The sequence below is a fragment of the Massilia phyllostachyos genome (genome assembly GCF_021044825.1).
Taxonomy (GTDB): domain Bacteria; phylum Pseudomonadota; class Gammaproteobacteria; order Burkholderiales; family Burkholderiaceae_D; genus Telluria; species Telluria phyllostachyos.
The window spans coordinates 189,225-209,379 of the sequence record NZ_JAJNOC010000008.1 but is presented as its reverse complement, the minus strand read 5'-3'; the positions used below and the strand labels follow the sequence as shown (position 1 = coordinate 209,379).

17 protein-coding genes are annotated in these 20,155 nt (G+C 67.9%); 14 read left to right on the top strand and 3 right to left on the bottom strand.

Features of this window, described 5'->3' with window-relative positions:
* Nucleotides 1-73 precede the first annotated feature (73 nt).
* The 7 genes from LQ564_RS20775 (at nucleotide 74) to LQ564_RS20745 (ending at nucleotide 6,448) form a co-directional block, all read left to right on the top strand.
* On the top strand, nucleotides 74-934 hold the full coding sequence (locus LQ564_RS20775; protein ID WP_231060059.1) for an STAS domain-containing protein: 861 nt from the start codon (nucleotides 74-76) through the stop codon (nucleotides 932-934).
* Between the two features lie 10 nt (nucleotides 935-944).
* Nucleotides 945-1,301, top strand: coding sequence for an STAS domain-containing protein (locus LQ564_RS20770; protein WP_231060013.1), 357 nt, complete (start codon nucleotides 945-947; stop codon nucleotides 1,299-1,301).
* Complete coding sequence (locus LQ564_RS20765; protein WP_231060012.1) at nucleotides 1,301-1,768, top strand: anti-sigma regulatory factor; 468 nt, start codon at nucleotides 1,301-1,303, stop codon at nucleotides 1,766-1,768. The genes LQ564_RS20770 and LQ564_RS20765 overlap by 1 nt, the downstream gene beginning before the upstream one ends.
* On the top strand, nucleotides 1,756-2,784 hold the full coding sequence (locus LQ564_RS20760; protein WP_231060011.1) for an ATP-binding SpoIIE family protein phosphatase: 1,029 nt from the start codon (nucleotides 1,756-1,758) through the stop codon (nucleotides 2,782-2,784). The genes LQ564_RS20765 and LQ564_RS20760 overlap by 13 nt, the downstream gene beginning before the upstream one ends.
* Nucleotides 2,781-4,154: an ATP-binding protein gene (locus LQ564_RS20755; RefSeq protein ID WP_231060010.1), complete on the top strand. Its 1,374-nt coding sequence runs from the start codon at nucleotides 2,781-2,783 to the stop codon at nucleotides 4,152-4,154. Before LQ564_RS20760 ends, LQ564_RS20755 begins: the two co-directional genes overlap by 4 nt.
* Nucleotides 4,151-6,049, top strand: coding sequence for a hybrid sensor histidine kinase/response regulator (locus tag LQ564_RS20750; RefSeq protein WP_231060009.1), 1,899 nt, complete (start codon nucleotides 4,151-4,153; stop codon nucleotides 6,047-6,049). Before LQ564_RS20755 ends, LQ564_RS20750 begins: the two co-directional genes overlap by 4 nt.
* Nucleotides 6,050-6,130: 81 nt before the next feature.
* Nucleotides 6,131-6,448 carry a DMT family transporter gene (locus LQ564_RS20745; protein ID WP_231060008.1) on the top strand — a complete coding sequence of 106 codons (318 nt, stop codon included), beginning with the start codon at nucleotides 6,131-6,133 and terminating at the stop codon, nucleotides 6,446-6,448.
* 220 nt (nucleotides 6,449-6,668) lie between these two features.
* Here LQ564_RS20745 and LQ564_RS20740 read toward each other — a convergent pair whose 3' ends face one another.
* Nucleotides 6,669-8,081: a M16 family metallopeptidase gene (locus LQ564_RS20740; protein ID WP_231060007.1), complete on the bottom strand. Its 1,413-nt coding sequence runs from the start codon at nucleotides 8,079-8,081 to the stop codon at nucleotides 6,669-6,671.
* Nucleotides 8,082-8,091: 10 nt separating this feature from the next.
* Nucleotides 8,092-9,498, bottom strand: coding sequence for a M16 family metallopeptidase (locus LQ564_RS20735; RefSeq protein WP_231060006.1), 1,407 nt, complete (start codon nucleotides 9,496-9,498; stop codon nucleotides 8,092-8,094).
* Nucleotides 9,499-9,804: 306 nt separating this feature from the next.
* Between LQ564_RS20735 and LQ564_RS20730 the strand changes: the two genes are divergently transcribed.
* Nucleotides 9,805-10,590, top strand: a complete 786-nt coding sequence (locus tag LQ564_RS20730; protein WP_231060005.1) for a GIN domain-containing protein — start codon at nucleotides 9,805-9,807, stop codon at nucleotides 10,588-10,590.
* An 80-nt stretch (nucleotides 10,591-10,670) separates the two neighbouring features.
* The gene (locus tag LQ564_RS20725) at nucleotides 10,671-11,279 is read left to right on the top strand and encodes a tetratricopeptide repeat protein (protein ID WP_231060004.1); all 609 of its coding nucleotides are present in this window, start codon (nucleotides 10,671-10,673) and stop codon (nucleotides 11,277-11,279) included.
* A 167-nt stretch (nucleotides 11,280-11,446) separates the two neighbouring features.
* On the opposite strand, the gene LQ564_RS20720 is transcribed toward LQ564_RS20725, so the two are convergent.
* Nucleotides 11,447-12,817 carry an SGNH/GDSL hydrolase family protein gene (locus tag LQ564_RS20720; RefSeq protein ID WP_231060003.1) on the bottom strand — a complete coding sequence of 457 codons (1,371 nt, stop codon included), beginning with the start codon at nucleotides 12,815-12,817 and terminating at the stop codon, nucleotides 11,447-11,449.
* 270 nt (nucleotides 12,818-13,087) lie between these two features.
* On the opposite strand from LQ564_RS20720, the gene LQ564_RS20715 reads away from it, so the two are divergent.
* The 5 genes from LQ564_RS20715 to LQ564_RS20695 all read left to right on the top strand — a co-directional run bounded on the left by LQ564_RS20715 (nucleotide 13,088) and on the right by LQ564_RS20695 (nucleotide 20,155).
* A complete protein-coding gene (locus LQ564_RS20715) occupies nucleotides 13,088-15,394 on the top strand; it encodes an FdhF/YdeP family oxidoreductase (RefSeq protein ID WP_231060002.1) in 2,307 nt (768 codons plus the stop codon).
* Nucleotides 15,391-16,218, top strand: coding sequence for a formate dehydrogenase accessory sulfurtransferase FdhD (fdhD, locus tag LQ564_RS20710; protein WP_231060001.1), 828 nt, complete (start codon nucleotides 15,391-15,393; stop codon nucleotides 16,216-16,218). The genes LQ564_RS20715 and fdhD overlap by 4 nt, the downstream gene beginning before the upstream one ends.
* A gap of 164 nt (nucleotides 16,219-16,382) precedes the next feature.
* The gene (locus tag LQ564_RS20705; RefSeq protein WP_231060000.1) at nucleotides 16,383-17,375 is read left to right on the top strand and encodes an MYG1 family protein; all 993 of its coding nucleotides are present in this window, start codon (nucleotides 16,383-16,385) and stop codon (nucleotides 17,373-17,375) included.
* A 55-nt stretch (nucleotides 17,376-17,430) separates the two neighbouring features.
* Entirely contained in the window at nucleotides 17,431-17,625 is a 195-nt protein-coding gene (locus tag LQ564_RS20700) for a hypothetical protein (protein WP_231059999.1), read from the top strand.
* 136 nt (nucleotides 17,626-17,761) lie between these two features.
* Entirely contained in the window at nucleotides 17,762-20,155 is a 2,394-nt protein-coding gene (locus LQ564_RS20695; protein WP_231059998.1) for a catalase, read from the top strand.

Here is a 20,155-nt window from a genome sequence, read left to right as displayed (position 1 = left end):
GAATCTGCCATCGGCGCCCATCGCTTGGGGCGCCGAGATGCCAATCAAATCACGACAATTAGGGATGAAACCGATGACGACGACGGATTACGCAAACCGTATCAGCCAGATGATCCAGGACCAGCAAGGTGCGATCGCAAGCGAGTGGCTGGCACAACTCGAGGCCCTGCTGGTGCGCAGCAGCGGCAGCGCCCGCGAACAACTGCGTAACCATACCCAGCAATTCCTGAACGCCTTCGCGACGGCCGCCCGCTCCGGCGAGCTAGCCAACATCGACCACCGTTCCTGGGACGAGGTGCGCGACCTGCTGGCCGAGATCTCGTCCAGCCGCGCCAAGTCGGGTTCGACCCCGAGCGAGACCGCGACCTTCGTGTTCTCGCTGAAGCAGCCACTGTTCGCGCGCCTGCGCGCATCCTTCGAGGGCGAGGCCGAGGCGCTGGCCGCGACGTCCTGGACCATCAACACCCTGCTCGACAAGCTGGGCCTGTACACCATCGAGGTGTTCCAGAAGACCAAGGACCAGATCATCGTGCGCCAGCAGCAGGAGCTGCTCGAGCTGTCGACCCCGGTCGTCAAGCTGTGGAACGGGATCCTGGCGCTGCCGCTGATCGGCACCCTGGATTCGGCGCGCACCCAGGTGGTAATGGAAAACATCCTGCAGAAGATCGTCGACACCGGCGCCTCGATCGCCATCATCGACATCACCGGCGTGCCGACCGTCGACACCCTGGTGGCCCAGCACCTGATGAAGACCATCGCCGCCGCGCGCCTGATGGGCGCCGACTGCATCATCTCCGGCATCCGCCCGCAGATCGCCCAGACCATCGTGCACCTCGGCGTGAACCTGGAAGACGTGACCACCAAGGCGACCCTGGCGGACGCCTTCGTGGTCGCGCTCGAGCGCACCGGCACTGCGATCGTGATGAAGGCATAAGGCCAGGCATATGGAACGCATCCCTATCCTGCGCATGGGCGACCTGCTGCTGGTGACGATCCAGGTCGACATGCACGACCGCCTCGCCATGCAGCTGCAGGACGACCTCACCGAGCGCATCGTCGCCGACGGCGCCAAGGGCGTCCTGATCGACATCTCGGCGCTCGACCTGGTCGACTCCTTCATCGGCCGCATGATCAGCAACACCGCCGCCATGGCGCGCGTGCTCGACGCCCGCACCGTGGTGGTCGGCATGCAGCCGGCCGTGGCGATCACGCTGGTCGAGCTGGGCCTGACCCTGCATGGCGTGAAGACCGCGCTGAACGTCGAAAAGGGCATGGCCCTGCTCGGAAAGAACCTGAAGTGATGACCGACGCGCACTCCAATGCGGTCCTGTTCGAGACGCCGCTGCTGGACAGCCACCGCCAGCACCGCACCGCGCGCGTGACCCTGCGCCTGCGCTCGGACGAGGACGTGGTGGGCCTGCGCAAGCAGGTGCGCGAACGGGCGGTGGCGATCGCCCTGTCGCTGGTCGACCAGACCAAGCTGGTGACCGCCGCCAGCGAACTGGCGCGCAACACCATCAAGTACGGCGGCGGCGGCGAAGTCCACTTCGACAGCCTTGCCGACGGCATCCGCAACGGCATCGGGCTGCTGTTCGTCGACGCCGGCCCGGGCATCCCCAACATCGAGAACGCCCTGCGCGACGGCTTCACCACCGGCGGCGGGCTGGGCCTGGGCCTGGGCGGCTCCAAGCGCCTGGTCGACGAGTTCGACATCGACAGCCGGCCAGGGGAGGGGACAGCCGTCCTGATCGTCAAATGGAAACGCTGATCAGTTCCCTCAAGCGGCAGCAGGTGTTCGCGGTGACGCACGCCAGCGACATCGCGGCCGCGCGCCGCGCCGGCCAGCGCCTCGCCGGCGAACTTGGTTTCGACGAGACCCGCGCCGGCCAGCTGGCGCTGATCGTGACCGAGGCCGGCACCAACATCCTCAAGCACGCGGGCGAGGGCGAGATCCACGTCGGCCCGGCGCAGTCGGCCAGCGGCATCGGCATCGACGTGCTGGCGCTGGATAGCGGGCCCGGCATCCGCGACGTCGAGGCCAGCCTGGTGGACGGCATGTCCACCGCCGGCACCTACGGCGGCGGGCTGGGCGCGCTGCGCCGGCTGTCCGACGAGTTCGACGTGTTCACCGAACCCGGGCAGGGCGCGGCCTTCTTCATGCGCCTGTGGCGCGACGTGCCGCCGCCGCCGTCCTGCGGGCTCGAGGTCGGCGCGGTCTGGACCCCGATGGCGGGCGAGGAGGAATGCGGCGACGGCTGGGCGGTGTCCTGCGACGGCCGCGGCGCCAGCCTGCTGGCGGCCGACGGCCTCGGACACGGCCCGGAAGCGGCGCGCGCCTCCGCCGCCGCGATCAATGCGCTCGGGCGCCTGGCCGCGCCGCAAGCGGGAGAGCTGATGCAGGCCGCCCACGACGCCTTGCGCCCGACCCGCGGCGCGGCGCTGGCCACCGCCCGCATTGACTACGAGGCCGATGAACTGCGCTTCGCCGGCATCGGCAACATCGCCGGCTTCGTGTTCGACGGCGCTCGCCGGCCGCTGGTTTCGCACAACGGCATCGTCGGCCACAATATGCGCAAGGTGCAGGAATTCACGCTGCCCTTCGGGCCGGGCGCCATGTGCGTGATGCATTCGGACGGCATCCAGACCCAGTGGGACCTGGACCAGTACCGCGGCCTGGCCGGACGCAGCGCGGTGCTGGTCGCCGCGGTCCTGATGCGCGACTTCATCCGCCGCCGCGACGACGCGATGGTGCTGGCGGTGCGCCGGATCGAGACGCCGCAATGAACGCCCAGCGCATCCTGAGCGTGGCCCTGGACGGCGACCAGGACGTGGTGCTGGTGCGCCAGCGCGCGCGCCAGCTGTCGGAACTGCTCGGCTTCTCGCAGCAGGACCAGGTGCGCATCGCCACCGCGGTGTCGGAAGTGGCGCGCGTGGCCTGCCACCAGGGCTCGGGCGGGCGCGCCGCCTTCTCGCTGGTGAAGCTCGGTCCGCACCAGCACCTCGAAGTGACGGTCCACCCGGGCGCCCATCCTCGCCGGGAAGCGTCGCCCGCCGCCGCGCCGGAAGGCTTCACCGGCGTGCAGCCAGAGCTGGCCCTGATCACGGCCAGCCGCCTGATGGACCTGTGCGAGGTCGAGCCGGAGCAGGGCCCGGCCACCGTGATCACCATGCGCAAGGCGCTGCCGCCGCAGCTGATGGTGGCGCCGTCGCAGCTGGCCGTGATCAACGAGCGCCTGGCCGCCAGCCCGGTCGCCAACACCCTGCACGAACTGCAGCTGCAGAACCAGGAACTGGTGGCGACCATGGCCGAGCTGCGCGAGCGCCAGGAAGACTTGCTGTCGCTGACGCGCGAGCTGGAAGACACCAACCGCGGCATCGTCGCGCTGTACGCCGAGATCGAGGACAAGGCCGAGCGCCTGCGTAAAGCCGACGAGATGAAGTCGCGCTTCCTGTCGAATACCAGCCACGAGCTGCGCACCCCGCTGTCCTCGATCCGCGCCCTGGCCCAGCTGCTGCTGGACCGCATGGACGGCGACCTCACGACCGAGCAGGAACGCCAGGTGGGCTTCATCGCCAAGGCCGCCAACGACCTGTCGGAACTGGTCAACGACCTGCTCGACCTGGCCAAGATCGAGGCCGGCAAGGTCGAGGTGCAGCTGGCGCCGGTGCTGGTCGAGAACCTGTTCCGGGCGCTGAAGGGCATGATGCGCCCGCTGGTGGACGAGGGGCGGGTGGAGCTGGTGTTCGAGCCGTCCGGCGTGCTCGAGGCCTTCGATTCGGACGAGGGCAAGATCTCGCAGATCCTGCGCAACTTCATCTCGAACGCGCTGAAGTTCACCGAGCGCGGCAGCGTGACGGTGAGCGCCGTCCACGACGCGCGCGACGACACGATCGCCTTCACGGTGGCCGACACCGGGATCGGCATCAGCCCGGACAACCTGCAGCTGATCTTCGAGGAGTTCAGCCAGATCGAACATCCGCTGCAGCGCCGCAGCAAGGGCACCGGCCTCGGCCTGCCGCTGTGCCGCAAGCTGGCCGAGCTGCTGCACGGCCGCGTTGAAGTGGCCAGCACGCTCGGCGCCGGCTCGACCTTCTCCCTGATCCTGCCGCTGCGCTTTCCCGCGCCGGATAGTCAAGACGGAAACGAATCATGAAAGCCCAATCGACCCTGATCCTGAACGTTGACGACAACGACGGCGCGCGCTACGCCAAGAACCGCATCCTGCAGGGCGCCGGCTTCGAGGTGGTGGAGGCGACCAACGGCACCGATGCGCTGGACATGGTCAGGCGCCTGGCGCCGGCCCTGGTGCTGCTGGACGTGAAGCTCCCCGACATCAACGGCATCGAGGTGTGCCGCCGCATCAAGGAAAACCCCGACAGCAGCATGGTGCTGGTGCTGCAGACCTCGGCCGCGCTGACCGGGCGCGCCGACAAGATCCGCGGCCTGGAAGGCGGCGCCGACAACTACCTGGCGGCGCCGATCGAGGCCGACGAGCTGATCGCCAACGTCAACGCGCTGCTGCGCATGCGCCAGACCCAGGTCGAGCTGCGCGACAGCGAGGAGCGCTTCCGCCAGATCACCGACAACATCGACGACGTGTTCTGGATGTTCGCGGTGCCCGAGGGCGGCGTGGTCTACGTCAGCCCGGCCTACGCCGACATCTGGGGCCGCAGCGTCGAGTCGCTGCGCCAGCAGCCCGGCGGCTGGCTCGAGGCCGTGCACCCGGACGACCGCGCGCGCGTCCAGGAGCGCTGGGGGCGCCTGCCGGAGGCGCCGCACTACGACGACGAATTCCGCATCTGCGCGCCCGACGGCGGTGTGCGCTGGGTGCGCGACCGCCTGTTCCCGGTGCGCGACCAGCGCGGCCAGGTCTACCGCGTGGCGCGCGTGACCAGCGACATCTCGGGGCGCAAGGAGATGGAAGCGCTGCTGCGTGTGGCCGACCGCAACAAGAACCAGTTCCTGGCCACGCTGGCGCACGAGCTGCGCAACCCCCTGAGCCCGATCCGCAACGCCGCCGCGCTGCTGGGCGCCACCGGCGACGGCCCCGGCGCCGGCGAGCGCCAGGCGCGCGCGCGCGAAGTCATCACGCGCCAGGTCGATCACCTGGCCCACCTGGTCGACGACCTGCTCGACGTGGCGCGCATCTCGGAAGGCAAGATCGTGCTGCGCACCGAGGACGTCGACCTGGGCGCCGTGGTCAGCCAGGCGATCGAGACCGCCGGCCCCCTGATCAGCGCGCGCAAGCACCAGCTCGGCGTGCACCTGCCGCCGGAGGCGGTCTGGGTCTCGGGCGACCCGGTGCGCCTGGCCCAGTCGATCGGCAACCTGCTGCACAACGCCGCCAAGTTCACGCCCACCGGCGGCCGGATCGACCTGTCGGTCAGCCTGGCCCAAGAGGACCATGTGCGCATCGCGGTGCGCGACAACGGCATCGGCATCGCCGAGGACAACCTGGCGCGCATCTTCGGCATGTTCACCCAGGTCGACGTGCCGCCCGACCGCGCGCCGGAAGGCCTCGGCATCGGCCTGTCCCTGGTGTCGCACCTGGTCGAACTGCACGGCGGCCGCCTGGAAGCCGACAGCCCCGGCATCGGCCTGGGCAGCACCTTCACCATGGAGTTGCCGCTGCTGCGCGTGGCGTCCCTCGGTGACGTTCCGGCCCAGTCCACCCAGCCCGGCAGCGACGGCAGCGGCATGCGCGTGCTGCTGGTGGACGACAACGTCGACGCCATGGAAATGATGAGTTTCCTGCTGGCCGAGATGGGCTACGAGACCCAGATGACGTCCGACGCCTCGCAGATCGAAGAGCTGGTGCAGCGCCACCAGCCGCAGGTGATCGTGCTCGACATCGGCCTGCCCGGCGTCGACGGCTACGAGGTGGCGCGCCGCCTCAAGAAGAACCCCGCCATGTCCGGCATCCGCCTGGTGGCCCACACCGGCTACGGCTCGCCCGAAGACCGGCGCCGCGCCCAGGAAGCAGGCTTCGACGCTCACCTGGTCAAGCCGGCCGAGCTGGCCGATCTCGAAAACGCGCTGAAGGGGTAGAATAGCGCCAGCAGGAACGACCTGCCCCGCAGTGGGAACAATGCCCGGGACGGCCCGGCTTTTCGAAAGGAGAGCCGGATTATGGCTTGGATCATGTTGTTGGTTGCGGGACTGTTTGAAGTCGTGTGGGCGTATTCGATGAAGCAGTCGGCGGGCTTCACGCGGCTTCTGCCCACCCTTGTCACCATCGTCGGCATGGTCATCAGCTTCGTGCTGCTGTCCGCGGCGATGCGTTCCATTCCCCTTGGTACCGCTTATACGATCTGGACCGGCATCGGGGCGGTGGGGGCGTTTTTGGTGGGGGTTGCGGTGCTGGGGGAGCAGGTCAACACGATGCGGGTGATTGCGGCGGTGTTGATTGTGAGTGGGTTGGTGTTGATGAAGTTGTCGGCGGAGTGAGGCGCTGGCGGTTTGCTTGCAAAATCAGGCTCCGGCCTTCGCCGGAGCGACGGTTTTACAGCTAGCGACAGGATAGCGCCAACTTTTGGCTCGCTACTTTTGAACGTCGTACCGGCGAAGGCCGAAATAATGCCCCCGGCATTATTTCGGCCAATTTTGCTCGCACACCACGTAAACGAAAAAAGCCCCGCACCGCGGGGCTTTCCACATCAAGCCAGCATCACTTCTCCAAGACAGTGAACTCACCAAACGCCTTGAGCTGCTCCCCCACCGCCTTCTGATCCCCCACCACCACGATCGACTGGTTCTCCGGGGCGTAATACTTCTTCGCCACCGCGCGCACCTGTTCCGGCGTGACCTTCTGGATGCGCGGCACGTATTCGCCCAGGAACTCGGCCGGCAGCCCGATCAGCCAGTTGGCGGCGAGGGTGCTGGCCACCGCGCGCTGCTGCTGGTTGCTGATCAGGTAGCCGCCGGCGACGTAGCGCTTGTTCATCTCCATTTCCTTCGCGGGCACCAGCTCGCTGCCGATGCGCTTGTACTCGCTGAAGAATTCGGTGAGCGCAGCGCCACTGACTTCGTTGCGCACGTCGGCGCCGCCGACGATGGCGCCGCCGGCGCGGTTCAGGCGGGCGCCGGCCGAGGCGCCGTAGGTGTAGCCCTTGGCTTCGCGCAGGTTGATGTTGACGCGGCTGGAGAAGCCGCCGCCGAGGATGGTGCTGGCCAGGCGCAGCGGGATCTGGTCCTCGCTGCTTGCGGCGATGCCGGGGCTGCCCAGGCGCAGGGTCGACTGCACGCTGCCGTCGCGCTGCAGCAGGATGCGGGCCGGCTTGGCGCTCGGGGTCACCGGGGCGTCGGCCAGGGACGGGCCGTTCGCCTTCCAGTCGCCGAAGGCGTTCTCGGCCAGCTTCAGTGCCTCGGCTTCCTTGACCGGGCCGGTGATCACCAGGAGCGCGTGGTCGGGTCGCATGCGCCGGGTGTGTTCAGTGCGCAGCATGTCCTGGCTCACGGCGTTGATCGACTCCACCGTCGGCGTGGTGCGGCTGTACGGGTGCTCGCCATAGATCGCGCGGCTGATCGCGCGCTCGGCGCGGAAGGATGGCTGGGTTTCGGACACGCGCAGCGCTTGCAGCGCATTGGCCTTGGCCAGCTTGACCTCGCCCTCCGGGAAGCTCGGCGTGCGGGCCACTTCGGCCAGCAGGTCCATCATCGGCGCCGCCTGCGAACGCAGGGCGTTGGCCTGGACCACGATGCCGTCCGAGGTGGCGCTGGCCGCGACCGACCCGCCCATGCCCTGGGCCGCCTCGGCGATCGCGCGCGAGTCGCGTTTCGCCGTGCCCTCGTTGAGCAGGCCGGCCAGCATGTTGGCGAAGGCCGGGGTAGTCGGCGCATCGGCCGCGAAGCCGGCGCCGCGCACCGCCAGCACGTAGTCCACGCGCGGCAGGCCGTCGCGCGGCACGATCCAGACCGTCAGGCCGTTCTTGAGCGTGTGCTTGGCGATCTTCGGCACCGGGATCGGCTTGTCCTTGCCGTAGGCCGGCATCGCCAGTTCCTTGGCCGCGGCAGGGGCGGCGGCGTAGGCCGTCGGCGCGAAGGCGGCTGCGACAGCAATTGCGAGCATCAGTTTTTTCATGATGGTCTCCTTATTTGGTGGCCGCTGCGGTGGCAGGGGCAGGGGCAGTGGCAGCGGCGGGGGCGGCCAGCATCGCGGCCGGCTTGCGGTCGATGACGGTGCGGTTGGCGGGCACCAGGTAGGTGCGCACGGCGCGCTGGATGTCTTCCGAGGTCACGGCCTCGACCCAGCCCGGGATCTGGTTGACCACCTTGGCGTCGCCCCACAGCACCTGCATCTTGGCCAGGGTGTCGGCGCGGTTGATGAAGCTTTCCAGGCCGTTGTTCCAGTCGGCCAGGATGCGGGTCTTCACGCGCTTCAGGGTCGCCTCGTCGACGCCGTTCTGCGCGACCTTGGCGATCTCCTCGTCCATGGCTTTGAGCATGGCGTCGGCGCTGCTGTTCGGCTTGTACAGCGCGAACACGGTCATCACGGTCGGGCCGTTGTACTCGAAGGGGCCGGTCAGGCCGAACAGGGTGTCGACGTTGAGCGCGATCTCGCGGCCCTTCACCAGGCCCTGGTAGAACAGGGAAGCGTCGCCGCCGCCCAGCAGTTCGGCAACCACCGCCATCGCGGCCTGGTCCTTGTGGCCGCGCGGTGGCACCTTCCAGGCCGCGGCGATCGCCGGCACCTGGGCCAGGGCGTCGCTCTGCACCACGCGTTTTTCACTCGTGTTCAGGCCTTCGCTGAAGTCGGTGGGTTTCGGCGTCGGACGCGCCTTGATACCGCCGAAGTACTTCTGCGCCAGCGCGAAGCCCTGGGTAGGCGTGATGTCGCCGGCGATCGCCAGCACCGCATTGTTCGGGCCGTAGTAGTCGCGGTGGAAGGCGCGCACGTCGTCCAGGCTGGCATTCTCGAGGTCTTCGAAGCTGCCGTAGCCGTCGTGGCTGTTCTCCCATTTCTGGAAGGCGTGCTGGCTGATGTCGAGCCAGTAGAAGCCGCCGTAGGGCTGGTTCTTGACGTTCACGCGGATCTCTTCCTTGACCACGTCCTGCTGGTTCTTCAGGGTGGCCGGGTTGAAGTCGAGGGTCTTCATGCGGTCCGCTTCCAGCCACAGGATCGGCTCGATGGCGGAGACCGGCGCGGTCTCGATGTAGTTGGTGTAGTCGGGCCGGGTCGAACCGTTGTTGCGCCCGCCGCCGCCGGTGATGGTGGTGTCGAACACGCCCTTCTTGGCGTTCGGGGTGCCCTGGAACATCAGGTGCTCGAACAGGTGGGCGAAGCCGGTGCGGTTCTTCGGCTCCAGGCGCATGCCCACGTGGTAGACCACCGACACGCCGACGGTGGGCGAGCTGTGGTCTTCGGTGACGATGACGGTCAGGCCGTTGTCGAGCTTCTTGACGTTGATCGGCAGGGTCCACTGGTCGCTTGAGGCGGCGAAGGCCGACAGCGAGAAGGTGAGCCCGGCCAGCAAAACAGGGTATTGGCGCATGCGCATGGGTGACCTCGAATAGGAACGCGAAATGGGACTGCTTGTCCAGACAGCTTCCGCCGTCTGCGCTGCATCTTAGCGTAAGGGCATGCCAATAAGTAATCATTTTTCGCATGCATATTTGCGATAAATCTACTGTTGTGTAGATATTGCGCAACAAGCATCCATCCACGCATACGCCGCTCTGGACCACGATTCATGCAGTTCATCGCAGACAGGTAGGTATGTGATGACAAACTCTATATAGTTGCAACATGCCAAGATCGGCCCGTGGGCCGTCTCACAATCAAGAACATGTATTCGGAGAATTCAATGACCAAGCTGTCCAAGCCGGGCCTGGCCTTCATGGCGCTGTGCGCCTCGCTGCTTTCCTGCATGGGGTTTGCACAGGCGGCGCAGGAGACCGTGACCGAGACCCGGCCGATCGATGCGCGCGTGGTGCGCGTCAAGCTCGATGGGGTGGTGGACATGAAGATCCGCCAGGGCGCGACGCCGATGCTGGTCCTGAGCGGCGACCCGCGACTGCTCGGCAAGACCACCACCATGCAGAGCGGCGACACCCTCAACATCGGCACCGAGACCCGCGGCGTGAGCATCAACCTGGGCCGCAGCATGGGCCTGCACGCCGAGCTGACCTTGCCCAACCTGCGCGAAGTGACGTCGGAGAGCGTGGGCGGCACCGTGGTCAGCGGCTTCTCGGGCGATGAGCTCGAGCTCAAGCTGGATGGGGCCGGCTCGATGAATGTATCATGTAATTACAGGGCGGTGAGCGCCAGCCTGGGGGGCGTCGGCAGCATGCGCGTCAACGGCATCGACAGCGAAAGCGTCGAGCTGAACCTGAGCGGGGCCGGCCACGTCACGCTGTCCGGCCGCAGCCGCCGGCTGAAGGCGGAGCTGGGTGGATTGGGCGGGCTGGACGCCAAGGCTTTCGCGGCCGAGAACGTCACGCTGGAATTGTCGGGGCTGGGCAATGCGACCGTCACCGCCCGCGACAGCGCCAACGTGACCCTGTCCGGCATGGGCTCGGTGACCGTGCTGGGCAAGCCGGCCAATCGCAAGGTCAGCGTCGACGGCCTGGGCAGCGTGAGCTGGAAGTAGGCTTGGCACAGCCGCCGCGCAGAACAAGAACAAGTGAGTCCACCAGGACCAAGGGTACCTGGAGCTTCCCTGCAAGAGACATGAAAAAAATATTCGTCGCCTTTGTATTCGCCCTCGGCCTGCAGGCCGGCGCGCATGCGGGTTTCGCGGAAGGAGCCAGCGCCTACAACGCGCGCAACTACGCGACAGCACTGAAAGAGATCGTCCCGCTCGCCAAGGCCGGCCATGCGGACGCCCAGCATTTGCTGGGCCTGATGTATTACATGGGACGCGGCGTCACGCGCGACTACAAGCAGGCTTTCGCCTGGCACTACAAGGCGGCGACCCAGGGCAAGTCCGACGCGCAATACGTGGTCGGGGCCATGTACTACACGGGGAACGCGGTGCCGCAGGACCAGCGCCATGCGGTGACGTGGTTCCGCAAGGCGGCCGAGCAGGGCCACGCCGAAGCCCAGCACGCGCTCGGCCTGATGTACCGCTACCACCAGGCCGGCATGCCGCAGGACATGGTGCTGGCCTATATGCTGTGGAACCTGGCGGCAGCCAACGGCAACCATAATGCGGTGGAGCAGCGCGCCGCCATTTCGCGCCAGATGACGCAGGAGCAGATCGAGGAGGCGCAGTCGCTGTCCAGGACGTGGAAGCCGGGGCGGCCGTTGCCGACCACATCCCGTACAGGTAGTTCGTAGAGGGTGTGAAAAAACGGCTATGGCAAGGCGCCGAGTCGAAGACAGTACACTCGTACGGCGAGACGAGGCAACGCAGCCATGGACGAATTTTTCACACCCTCGTAGGGTGGGCGGTCCTCCGCCCCGCGTTCAAACCGTGCGTGAACAGCCGGCGCCGCATCCGTTCATCAGGGAGTTGGACGCGCGCACGGCGGAGCCGTGCACCCTACTGCCTTGGCCGCGCTTCTGAACAAGGAAAGCGGCACCGCATTTCCCATCGCCTGATAGCCCAGATCATTCGGGTGCAAATGGTCGCCGCTGTCATACGCCGGCAGGATGCGCGCCGGATGCGCCGGGTCGCGCGTGGCGCGGTCGAAGTCGATTACCGCATCGAACTCGTCGTTGTTGCGGATCCAGTTGTTCACCGCCTGCCGCACCACCTCTTTCTCCGCCGAGTAGTAGCCCGCGCCTTCGAACGGCGTCAGGGTCGCGCCGATCACACTGATGCCCTTGGCGCGCGCCCGCAGGATCAGCTGGCGGTAGCCTGCGATCAGGTCGTCAAGCGACACCGGGCTGGTAGCCGAGCTGTTGCCGATGTCGTTGATGCCGATGAGGATGACCAGGTAGCGCACGCCGGCGGTGGCGATCACGTCGCGGTCGAAGCGTTCCTGCGCGCTGCGGCCGGCCAGGGTGTTCGGCGAATTGCTCAGCAGGCGGTTGCCGCTGATGCCGCGGTTGACCACGCCGAAGCGGGCGTTCAGGCCCAGGACCGGATCACGCTCGGTCTGCAGCCGGCGCGCCAGCCAGTCGGGCCAGCGGTTGTTGGTGTCGGGCGTGCTGCGGGTGCCGTCGGTGATCGAGTCGCCCAGGGTGACGATGACGGGGCCCGTGGAGTCGACGTCGACTTCGGTGAGGAAGGGCCAGACCTGGATCGTGCGCTGCACCGGCAGGGTCGGGGCGGCCGTGAAGTTGCCGGGCAGGGAAACGTAGTTGGTCTGCAGCGCCAGCTGGTGCACGGTGGTGGCCTGCACGGTGCCGGGCAGGTAGAGGCTGACGGCCAGGTCGGACAAGGGCGGCACGTTCAGCTCGACGGGGTCGGACAGCGCCGGCGCGCCTGGCGGAATCGTGACGGCGCTCCTGCCGCCGAAGGTGAGGGCGCGGTCGGTGCCGGCCGCGACGTCCGAGCCGCCGGCGCGCAGGCCGATGCGGGCGGCGCCGATCGTCAAGGGCGTGCTGCCCAGTTCATTCGAGACGCGGATGCGCACCCGGTTGCCGCCGATGCTGGTGTGGACGATCAGGCGCACGGTCTGGTCGGTGAAGGTCTGCAGGCTGGCGTCCGGCGGCGGGCCGGCCGGCGCCGTGCCCCAGCTGCCGGCCCAGTGCTCGGCGGGCCAGCCCTGGGCGCCGGCCGGGTGGCTGCTGAAGGCGATCGCTGCGGCCAGCATGGCGCCGGACAGGAACAGGCGGCGCCGCGGCGGCTGCATGGCCGACGGGGGAGGAGTGAGGGCGGCCGCCAGGCGGCGGGCGGCGTGCAACAGGGCGGGCAAGATGCGGTTCATCGTATGCTCCCGAAAAGGCGCCCATGCAGTACGCATGAGCTCGTCTGATCAATCTAGCCGGGTGCATCGGGGTGAACAAGAAGGCAACAATCGCCATCCTTGCGCGGCGTCCAAGGCCGTAAAGATTAATATTCCTGCAAGAATTTTCTATGATAGGAGAAGAAATACTGTACCCGGCTTGACCCGGCAATCTCCTCCCACTGTTCGTCGCCGCACCGAGCATTGCGTGCCAGTCCTTTACGGTAGGTGTTCAACAGTCGAGGAGCAGCCATGAGCAAGCACGCGGGAGAAGATGTGAAGATCGGCCGGGCCGACATGCCGGCCGGCGGCTGGGGTTCGCTGGCCAAGGTGTCGACGATCCTGCTGGACCAGCGCGTGCCGATCAAGGACAGCCGCCTGCTGCTCAAGCAGAACAAGCCGGACGGCTTCGCCTGTGTCAGCTGCGCCTGGGCCAAGCCCGCCAATCCGCATCCCTTCGAGTTCTGCGAAAGCGGCGCCAAGGCCACCGCCTGGGAAACCACCAGCAAGACCATCGGCGCCGACTTCTTCGAACGCCACACCGTGACCGAGCTTGAAGCCTGGGACGACCACACGCTGGAAGACCAGGGCCGCCTGACCGTGCCGCTGCGCTGGGACGCGGCCAGCGACAAGTACCGCGAAGTGAGCTGGGAGACCGCGTTTGCCGAGATCGGCGCGCTGCTGCGCGGCATGGCGCGCGAGCAGGTGGTGTTCTACGCCTCGGGCCGCGCCTCGCTCGAGACTTCCTACATGTATTCGCTGATGGCGCGCATGTACGGCAATAACAACCTGCCGGACAGCTCGAACATGTGCCACGAAAGCACCTCGGTCGGCCTGAAGAAGACCATCGGCGTGCCGGTCGGCACCGTGGTGCTGCACGACTTCGAGGAGACCGACTGCATCTTCTTCTTCGGCCAGAACGTCGGCACCAACAGCCCGCGCATGCTGCACCAGCTGCAGGAAGCGCGTGCGCGCGGCGTGCCGATCATCACCTTCAACCCCTTGCGCGAACGCGGCCTGGTGAGCTTCACCAATCCGCAGTCGCCGCTGGAGATGCTGACCGGGCACGAGACCCCGATCAGCACCCAGTACCACCAGGTGCGGCCGGGCGGCGACAGCGCCGCCATCATGGGCCTGTGCAAGGCCGTGTTCGACCGCGACGACGCGGCCCAGGCGGCGGGCGAGCAGCGCGTGCTCGACGTCGCCTTCATCCAGGAGCACACCCAGGGATTCGCCGAGTTCGAGCAATCGGTGCGTGACTGCGGCTGGGAGGCGATCGAGCGCGAATCGGGCCTGCGGCGCGCCGACCTGGAAGCGGCGGCGCAAGTCTACTGCGAGGCGGGCGCCGTGATGGGCATCTACGGCATGGGCCTGACCCAGCACCGCAACGGGGTGCAGAACGTGACCATGATCGTCAACCTGCTGCTCCTGCGCGGGAACATCGGCAAGCCCGGCGCCGGCGTGTGCCCGGTGCGGGGCCACTCCAACGTGCAGGGCCAGCGCACCGTGGGCATCACCGAGAAGCCGGAACTGGCGCCGCTCGACAAGCTGCAGGAACAGTATGCCTTCGAACCGCCGCGCGAGAAGGGCATGAACACGGTCGAAGCCTGCGAGGCCATCCTCGAGCGCAAGGTGCAGGCCTTCGTCGGCCTGGGAGGCAACTTCGTGCGCGCGATACCCGAACGCGGCCTGATGGAGCAGGCCTGGCGCGACATCCCGCTCACCGTGCAGATCGCCACGAAACTCAACCGCAACCACGTCATCCACGGCAAGGCTTCCTATGTGCTGCCCTGCCTGGGCCGGATCGAGATCGACCGCCAGGCCAGCGGGGAGCAGGACGTCACGGTCGAGGACAGCACCGGCTGCATGCACGGCTCGCGCGGACGGGCCGAGCCGGCGGCCTCGACCCTGCTGTCGGAGCCGGCCATCGTGGCCGGCATCGCCAAGGCCACGCTCGATGCGAACCCGCGCGTGGACTGGGACCGCTGGGTCGGCGACTATGCGCTGGTGCGCGAGGCGATCGCCGAGACCTATCCCGACATCTTCCATGACTTCAACGAGCGCATGTGGACGCCGGGGGGCTTCCGCCGGCCGCTCGGCGCGGCGCACCGGATCTGGAAGACCGAATCGGGCAAGGCCCACTTCACGGCGCCCGAAACGCTGGACGGTAACCCTGACCTGCAGGGCGGCCCGGCCACGCTGCGCCTGTTCACGGTGCGCAGCGACGGCCAGTTCAACACCACGATCTACAACTACGACGACCACTTCCGCGGCGTGCAGGGCAGCCGCATGGTGCTGTTCATGGCGCGCGCCGACATGGCCCGCTACGCGCTGCGCGAGGGCGAGCTGGTCTCCCTGCGCACCCCGGCCGACGACGGCGTCGAACGGCGCGTCGACGGCCTGGCGGTCGTGCCCTACGACGTGCCGGAAGGCTGCCTGGCCGGCTACTACCCGGAGCTGAACGCCCTGATCCCGCTGTGGCACCACGCCAAGGAGAGCAAGGTGCCGGCGGCGAAGGCGATCGACGTGGTCCTCGAGCGCGGCGGGAGATCGTCGTGAACGCGGGCGAGGGCTTCTTCGCGCCGCCCGGCGCCAGCCGCCTGCCGGCCGCGCGCTGGCAAGAGGGCGCCCTGGCCTGCTGCGCCGAGCTGGTGGCCGAGGAAGTGCCGGTGGCCTTGGTGTACAACGGCATCAGCCACGCGGTGATGCTGGCTTCGCCGCTGGACCTGGAAGACTTCGCGGTCGGCTTTTCGCTGGGCGAGCGCATCGTGCGCCATGCCGCCGACATCTACGAGCTGGAGGTGGAGGAGGGCGCGCAGGGCATCGCGATCGAGATGCGCATCGCGGCGGGGGCCATGATGCGGCTGAAGGAACACCGGCGCGCCCGCACCGGCCGCACCGGCTGCGGCCTGTGCGGCGTGGAGAGCCTGGCGCGCTTCGAGATGGACGCCTTCGATGCGCCGCGCGACGGGAATGACTTGCGCTTCGATGCGGACGCGCTGCACCGCGCGATGGCGGCGCTGGCCGGGCGCCAGGACCTGCACCATGCGACCGGCGCGGTGCATGCCGCCGGCTGGGCGTCACGCGATGGAGAGCTGCGTTGCGTGCGCGAAGACGTGGGCCGCCACAATGCGCTCGACAAGCTGGTCGGCGCGCTGGCGCGCGAACGCGTCGACACCGCCGACGGCTTCGCAGTGGTGACCAGCCGCGCGAGTTTCGAGATGGTGCAGAAGGCGGCGCGCGCCGGCATGCCCTTGCTCGCCGCGATCTCCGCACCGACCGCGCTGGCGGTGCAGGTAGCCGAGCAGGCCGGCCTGACCCTGGCGGGATTTGTCCGCGGCGCAAGGCACGTGCTTTATAGCCACGCTGACCGGGTTTCGTAGGGTGGGCCTGGGCGGCCCCGCGGTCCTCCGCCCACGCGTTCAAAACCACGATGAAATGACGCGCATCGTCCATACACGGGCCGGTTGAACGCGCGTTCGGCAAAGCCGAACACCCTGCAACAGCGTATGATGCAGCCCTTCGAGCAAAGCATCCTGGAGCATTCATGGTCATCGTGACCCACAACGGCAAGTTCCACGCCGACGACGCATGGGCGGTAGCCGTCCTGCACATCCTGTTCCCCGACGCGGACATCGTCCGCACCCGCGACCCGGCCACCATCGAAGCCGGCGACTTCGCGGTTGACGTCGGCGGCATCTGGGACCCGGCCACCGGCCGCTTCGACCATCACCAGAAAGGCTTCGAGGGCGCCCGCATGTCCGGCGTGCCCTATGCCAGCGCCGGCCTGGTCTGGCGCGAATACGGCGCGCGCTGCGTCGCCGCGCTGGCGCTGCAGCACACGGCCCAAGTGCTCGACGACGACACCGCCCAGCAGATGGCCTACGCGATCGACGGCGACATCGTGCAATACCTCGACCTGTCGGACGTCGGCGCGGCCAAGAACGCGCCGGGCGGCTACGGCCTGTCGGCGGTGGTGTCGGGCTACAACCCCAACTGGCTCGACGAGGAACGGCTCGGCTACGGCGGCGAGGCGGAGGCCTTCCGCCTGGCCCAGTTCCGCAAGGTGATGGCCTTCCTCACCGACGTGATGGCGAACGCCGTCAAGTACCGCGTCGGCGCCACCCTGGCGCTGTCCCAGGTGCGCCAGGCCGAAGTGCTGGAGCACGGCCGCCTGCTGTTCCTGAAGAACGCGGCGCTGCCCTGGACCTCGGTGGTGCGCAAGGAGATGCCGAAGGTGCTGTTCGTGATCAGCTACAGCCGCTCGGAAGACCGCCACATGCTGCACACCGTGCCCGCGACGGTCGACACCTTCGATGCGCGCGCCGACCTGCCGGCCGCCTGGGCCGGCCTGCGCGACGCCGACCTGGCCGCGGTCACCGGCGTGGCGGACGCCAAGTTCTGCCACAACGGCCGCTTCATCGCCGCCGCCAAGTCCTACAACGGCGCCTACGCGATGGCGCTGCAGGCACTGCAGGCGGTCGACAGCGGCGAGACTCCGCTGTACGTGCCGCGCGCGCCGGTCGTCCCCATGAGTTAAATACGGCACTGTCATTTTGATAAGGACGCCGTATCTTGGGCTCATGGCCAAGATCGTGTCCACCAAAAAGCTCTATGCCATGCAGCGCATGTCGGCAGCCCTCCAGCGGGCGGCCGCCGCGCGGCCCTTCGGCCCGGAGACCGACCGCGCCCTGCGCTGGGCCGCGGCCTGGGGCATGTGCGCCGGCATCCGCGCGCCGCACACGCGCCTGCGCCTGCGCCGCGATACCCTGGTCGGCGTGGGGCGATAGTGCGGCCCTATCGTTAAGATAGCGATAATTGTGTCGCGTTCCGGCCGCTGGGTTAGTTGCCCAACAGTGCGCCGCACCGCCTCCGGCTATGTTGTCTGTCCAGTAGCATCCCATCACAGACAACAGAGAGGCAGAGATGGCAAACCAGAACAAGGCGCCGACATCGGTCGCGGGCGCGGGCTCGATCATGAGCACGATGGCGGGGCCGTCGGATCCGACGCCGCCCGACACCCTGGCATCGAACAATGCGGTGGGCGAACGCCTGCTGGAAAAGCAGGCCGCTGGCCAGGACCTGTCGGCGGCCATGCCGTTCAACACGAACAAGGCGGACGAATACGGCGATGCCGCGCGCACCCCGGAACCGGGCGCCACCCACCAGCCGTCGACGCCGGCCGCCACCGGCAGCACCAGCAGCGAAATCATCGCCAACGACAAGGTCGGCGACGGCGTGCCGCCGATCGGCGAGAACCCCACCGTCGACCCGCTCGACCGCGTCCGCGTCGACGCCAGCGACCGCCACCTGACCACCAACCAGGGCGTGCCGATCGCCGACAACCAGCATTCGCTCAAGGTGGGTCTGCGCGGCCCGACCGCAATGGAAGACTTCATCCTGCGCGAGAAGCTGACCCATTTCGACCACGAGCGCATCCCCGAGCGCGTGGTGCATGCGCGCGGTTCGGCGGCGCACGGCTTCTTCGAAGCCTACGAAGACCTGAGCGACATCACGCGCGCCGCGCCCTTCTCCGCCAAGGGCAAGCGCACCCCGGTGTTCGTGCGCTTCTCGACCGTGGCCGGCGAGCGCGGATCGACCGACGTGGCGCGCGACGTGCGCGGCTTCGCGGTCAAGTTCTATACCGAGCAGGGCAACTGGGACCTGGTGGGCAACAACATCCCGGTGTTCTTCATCCAGGACGCGATGAAGTTCCCCGACCTGGTCCACGCGGTCAAGCCCGAGCCGCACCACGGCATGCCGCAGGCGGCCAGCGCCCACGACACCTTCTGGGACTTCGCCTCGCTCTCGCCCGAGATCGCGCACATGCTGATGTGGGTGATGTCGGACCGCGCGATCCCGCGCAGCTATCGCACCATGCAGGGCTTCGGCGTGCACACCTTCCGCCTGCTGAACGCGCAGGGCGAGTCGCGCTTCGTCAAGTTCCACTGGACCCCGGTGGCCGGCACCCACTCGCTGGTGTGGGACGAGGCGGTCAAGATCTCGGGCGCCGATCCGGACTTCCACCGGCGCGACCTGTGGGAGGCGATCGAGGCCGGCAACTTCCCGGAATGGGAGCTGGGCCTGCAGGTGTTCACCGAAGAGCAGGCCAACGCCTTCGAATTCGACATCCTGGACGCCACCAAGCTGGTGCCGGAAGAACTGGTGCCGGTGCGGCCGGTCGGCCGCCTGGTGCTGGACCGCAACCCCGACAACTTCTTCGCCGAGACCGAGCAGGTGGCCTTCTGCACCGCCCACATCATCCCCGGCATCGACTTCACCAACGATCCGCTGCTGCAGGGCCGCATCCACTCCTACCTCGACACCCAGCTGACCCGCCTGGGCGGACCGAACTTCCACGAGATCCCGATCAACGCGCCGATCGCGCAGGTGCAGAACAACCAGCGCGACGGCATGCACCGCCAGGCCATTCACCGCGGCCGCGTCAGCTACGAGCCGAACTCGCTGGGCGGCGGTTGTCCCTTCCAATCGGGCCGCATGGGCTTCACCAGCTTCCCCGAGCGCGTGGCGGAAGACAAGGTGCGCGGCAAGCCCGAGCTGTTCGCCGACCACTACTCGCAGGCGCGCCTGTTCTACAAGAGCCAGACGGAGGTCGAACAAAGCCACATCGCGAACGCCTTCCGCTTCGAGCTGACCCGGGTGCAGACGGTCGCGATCCGCGTGCGCATGCTGGCTCTGCTGGCCAACGTCGATGCCGATCTGGCGGCCAAGGTCGCCGAAGGCCTGGGCCTGGAGGTGCCGGAACCACTGCCGCTGGCGACCGACGCGCCGATCCCCGACTATCCGGCATCGCCGTCGCTGTCGCTGCTGGCGCGCCCCGGCGAGACCGGCGTGCGCACCCGCCGCGTCGCGATCTTCGTGGCGCCGGGCGTGGACGGCAAGCAGGTCACGAAGCTCTACGCCGATTTGGTGCAGGATGGCGCCGTGCCGCGCCTGGTGAGCACGATGCTGGGCAAGGTAAAGAGCGCCAATGGCGACACGCTGGACGTCGAGGTATCCCTGGAGGCCGGCCCCTCGGTCCTGTACGACGGCATGATCGTGCCGGACGGCGCCAAGGCGGTCGAGGCGCTGGCACGCAACGCCCACGCCATCGACTTCGTGCGCGAGCAGTACCGCCACTGCAAGCCGATCCTGGTGCTCGGCGCCGGCGAGACGCTGCTGGACAGGGCCATGGTGCCGAAAACGCTGCCGGACGGATCGGACGACCCGGGCCTGTTCATCGGCGACGCCGACGGTTTCAAACAAGCCCTCGCCGCCCACCGCGCCTTCGCCCGCGAAACCGACCCGCCGATGGTGTGA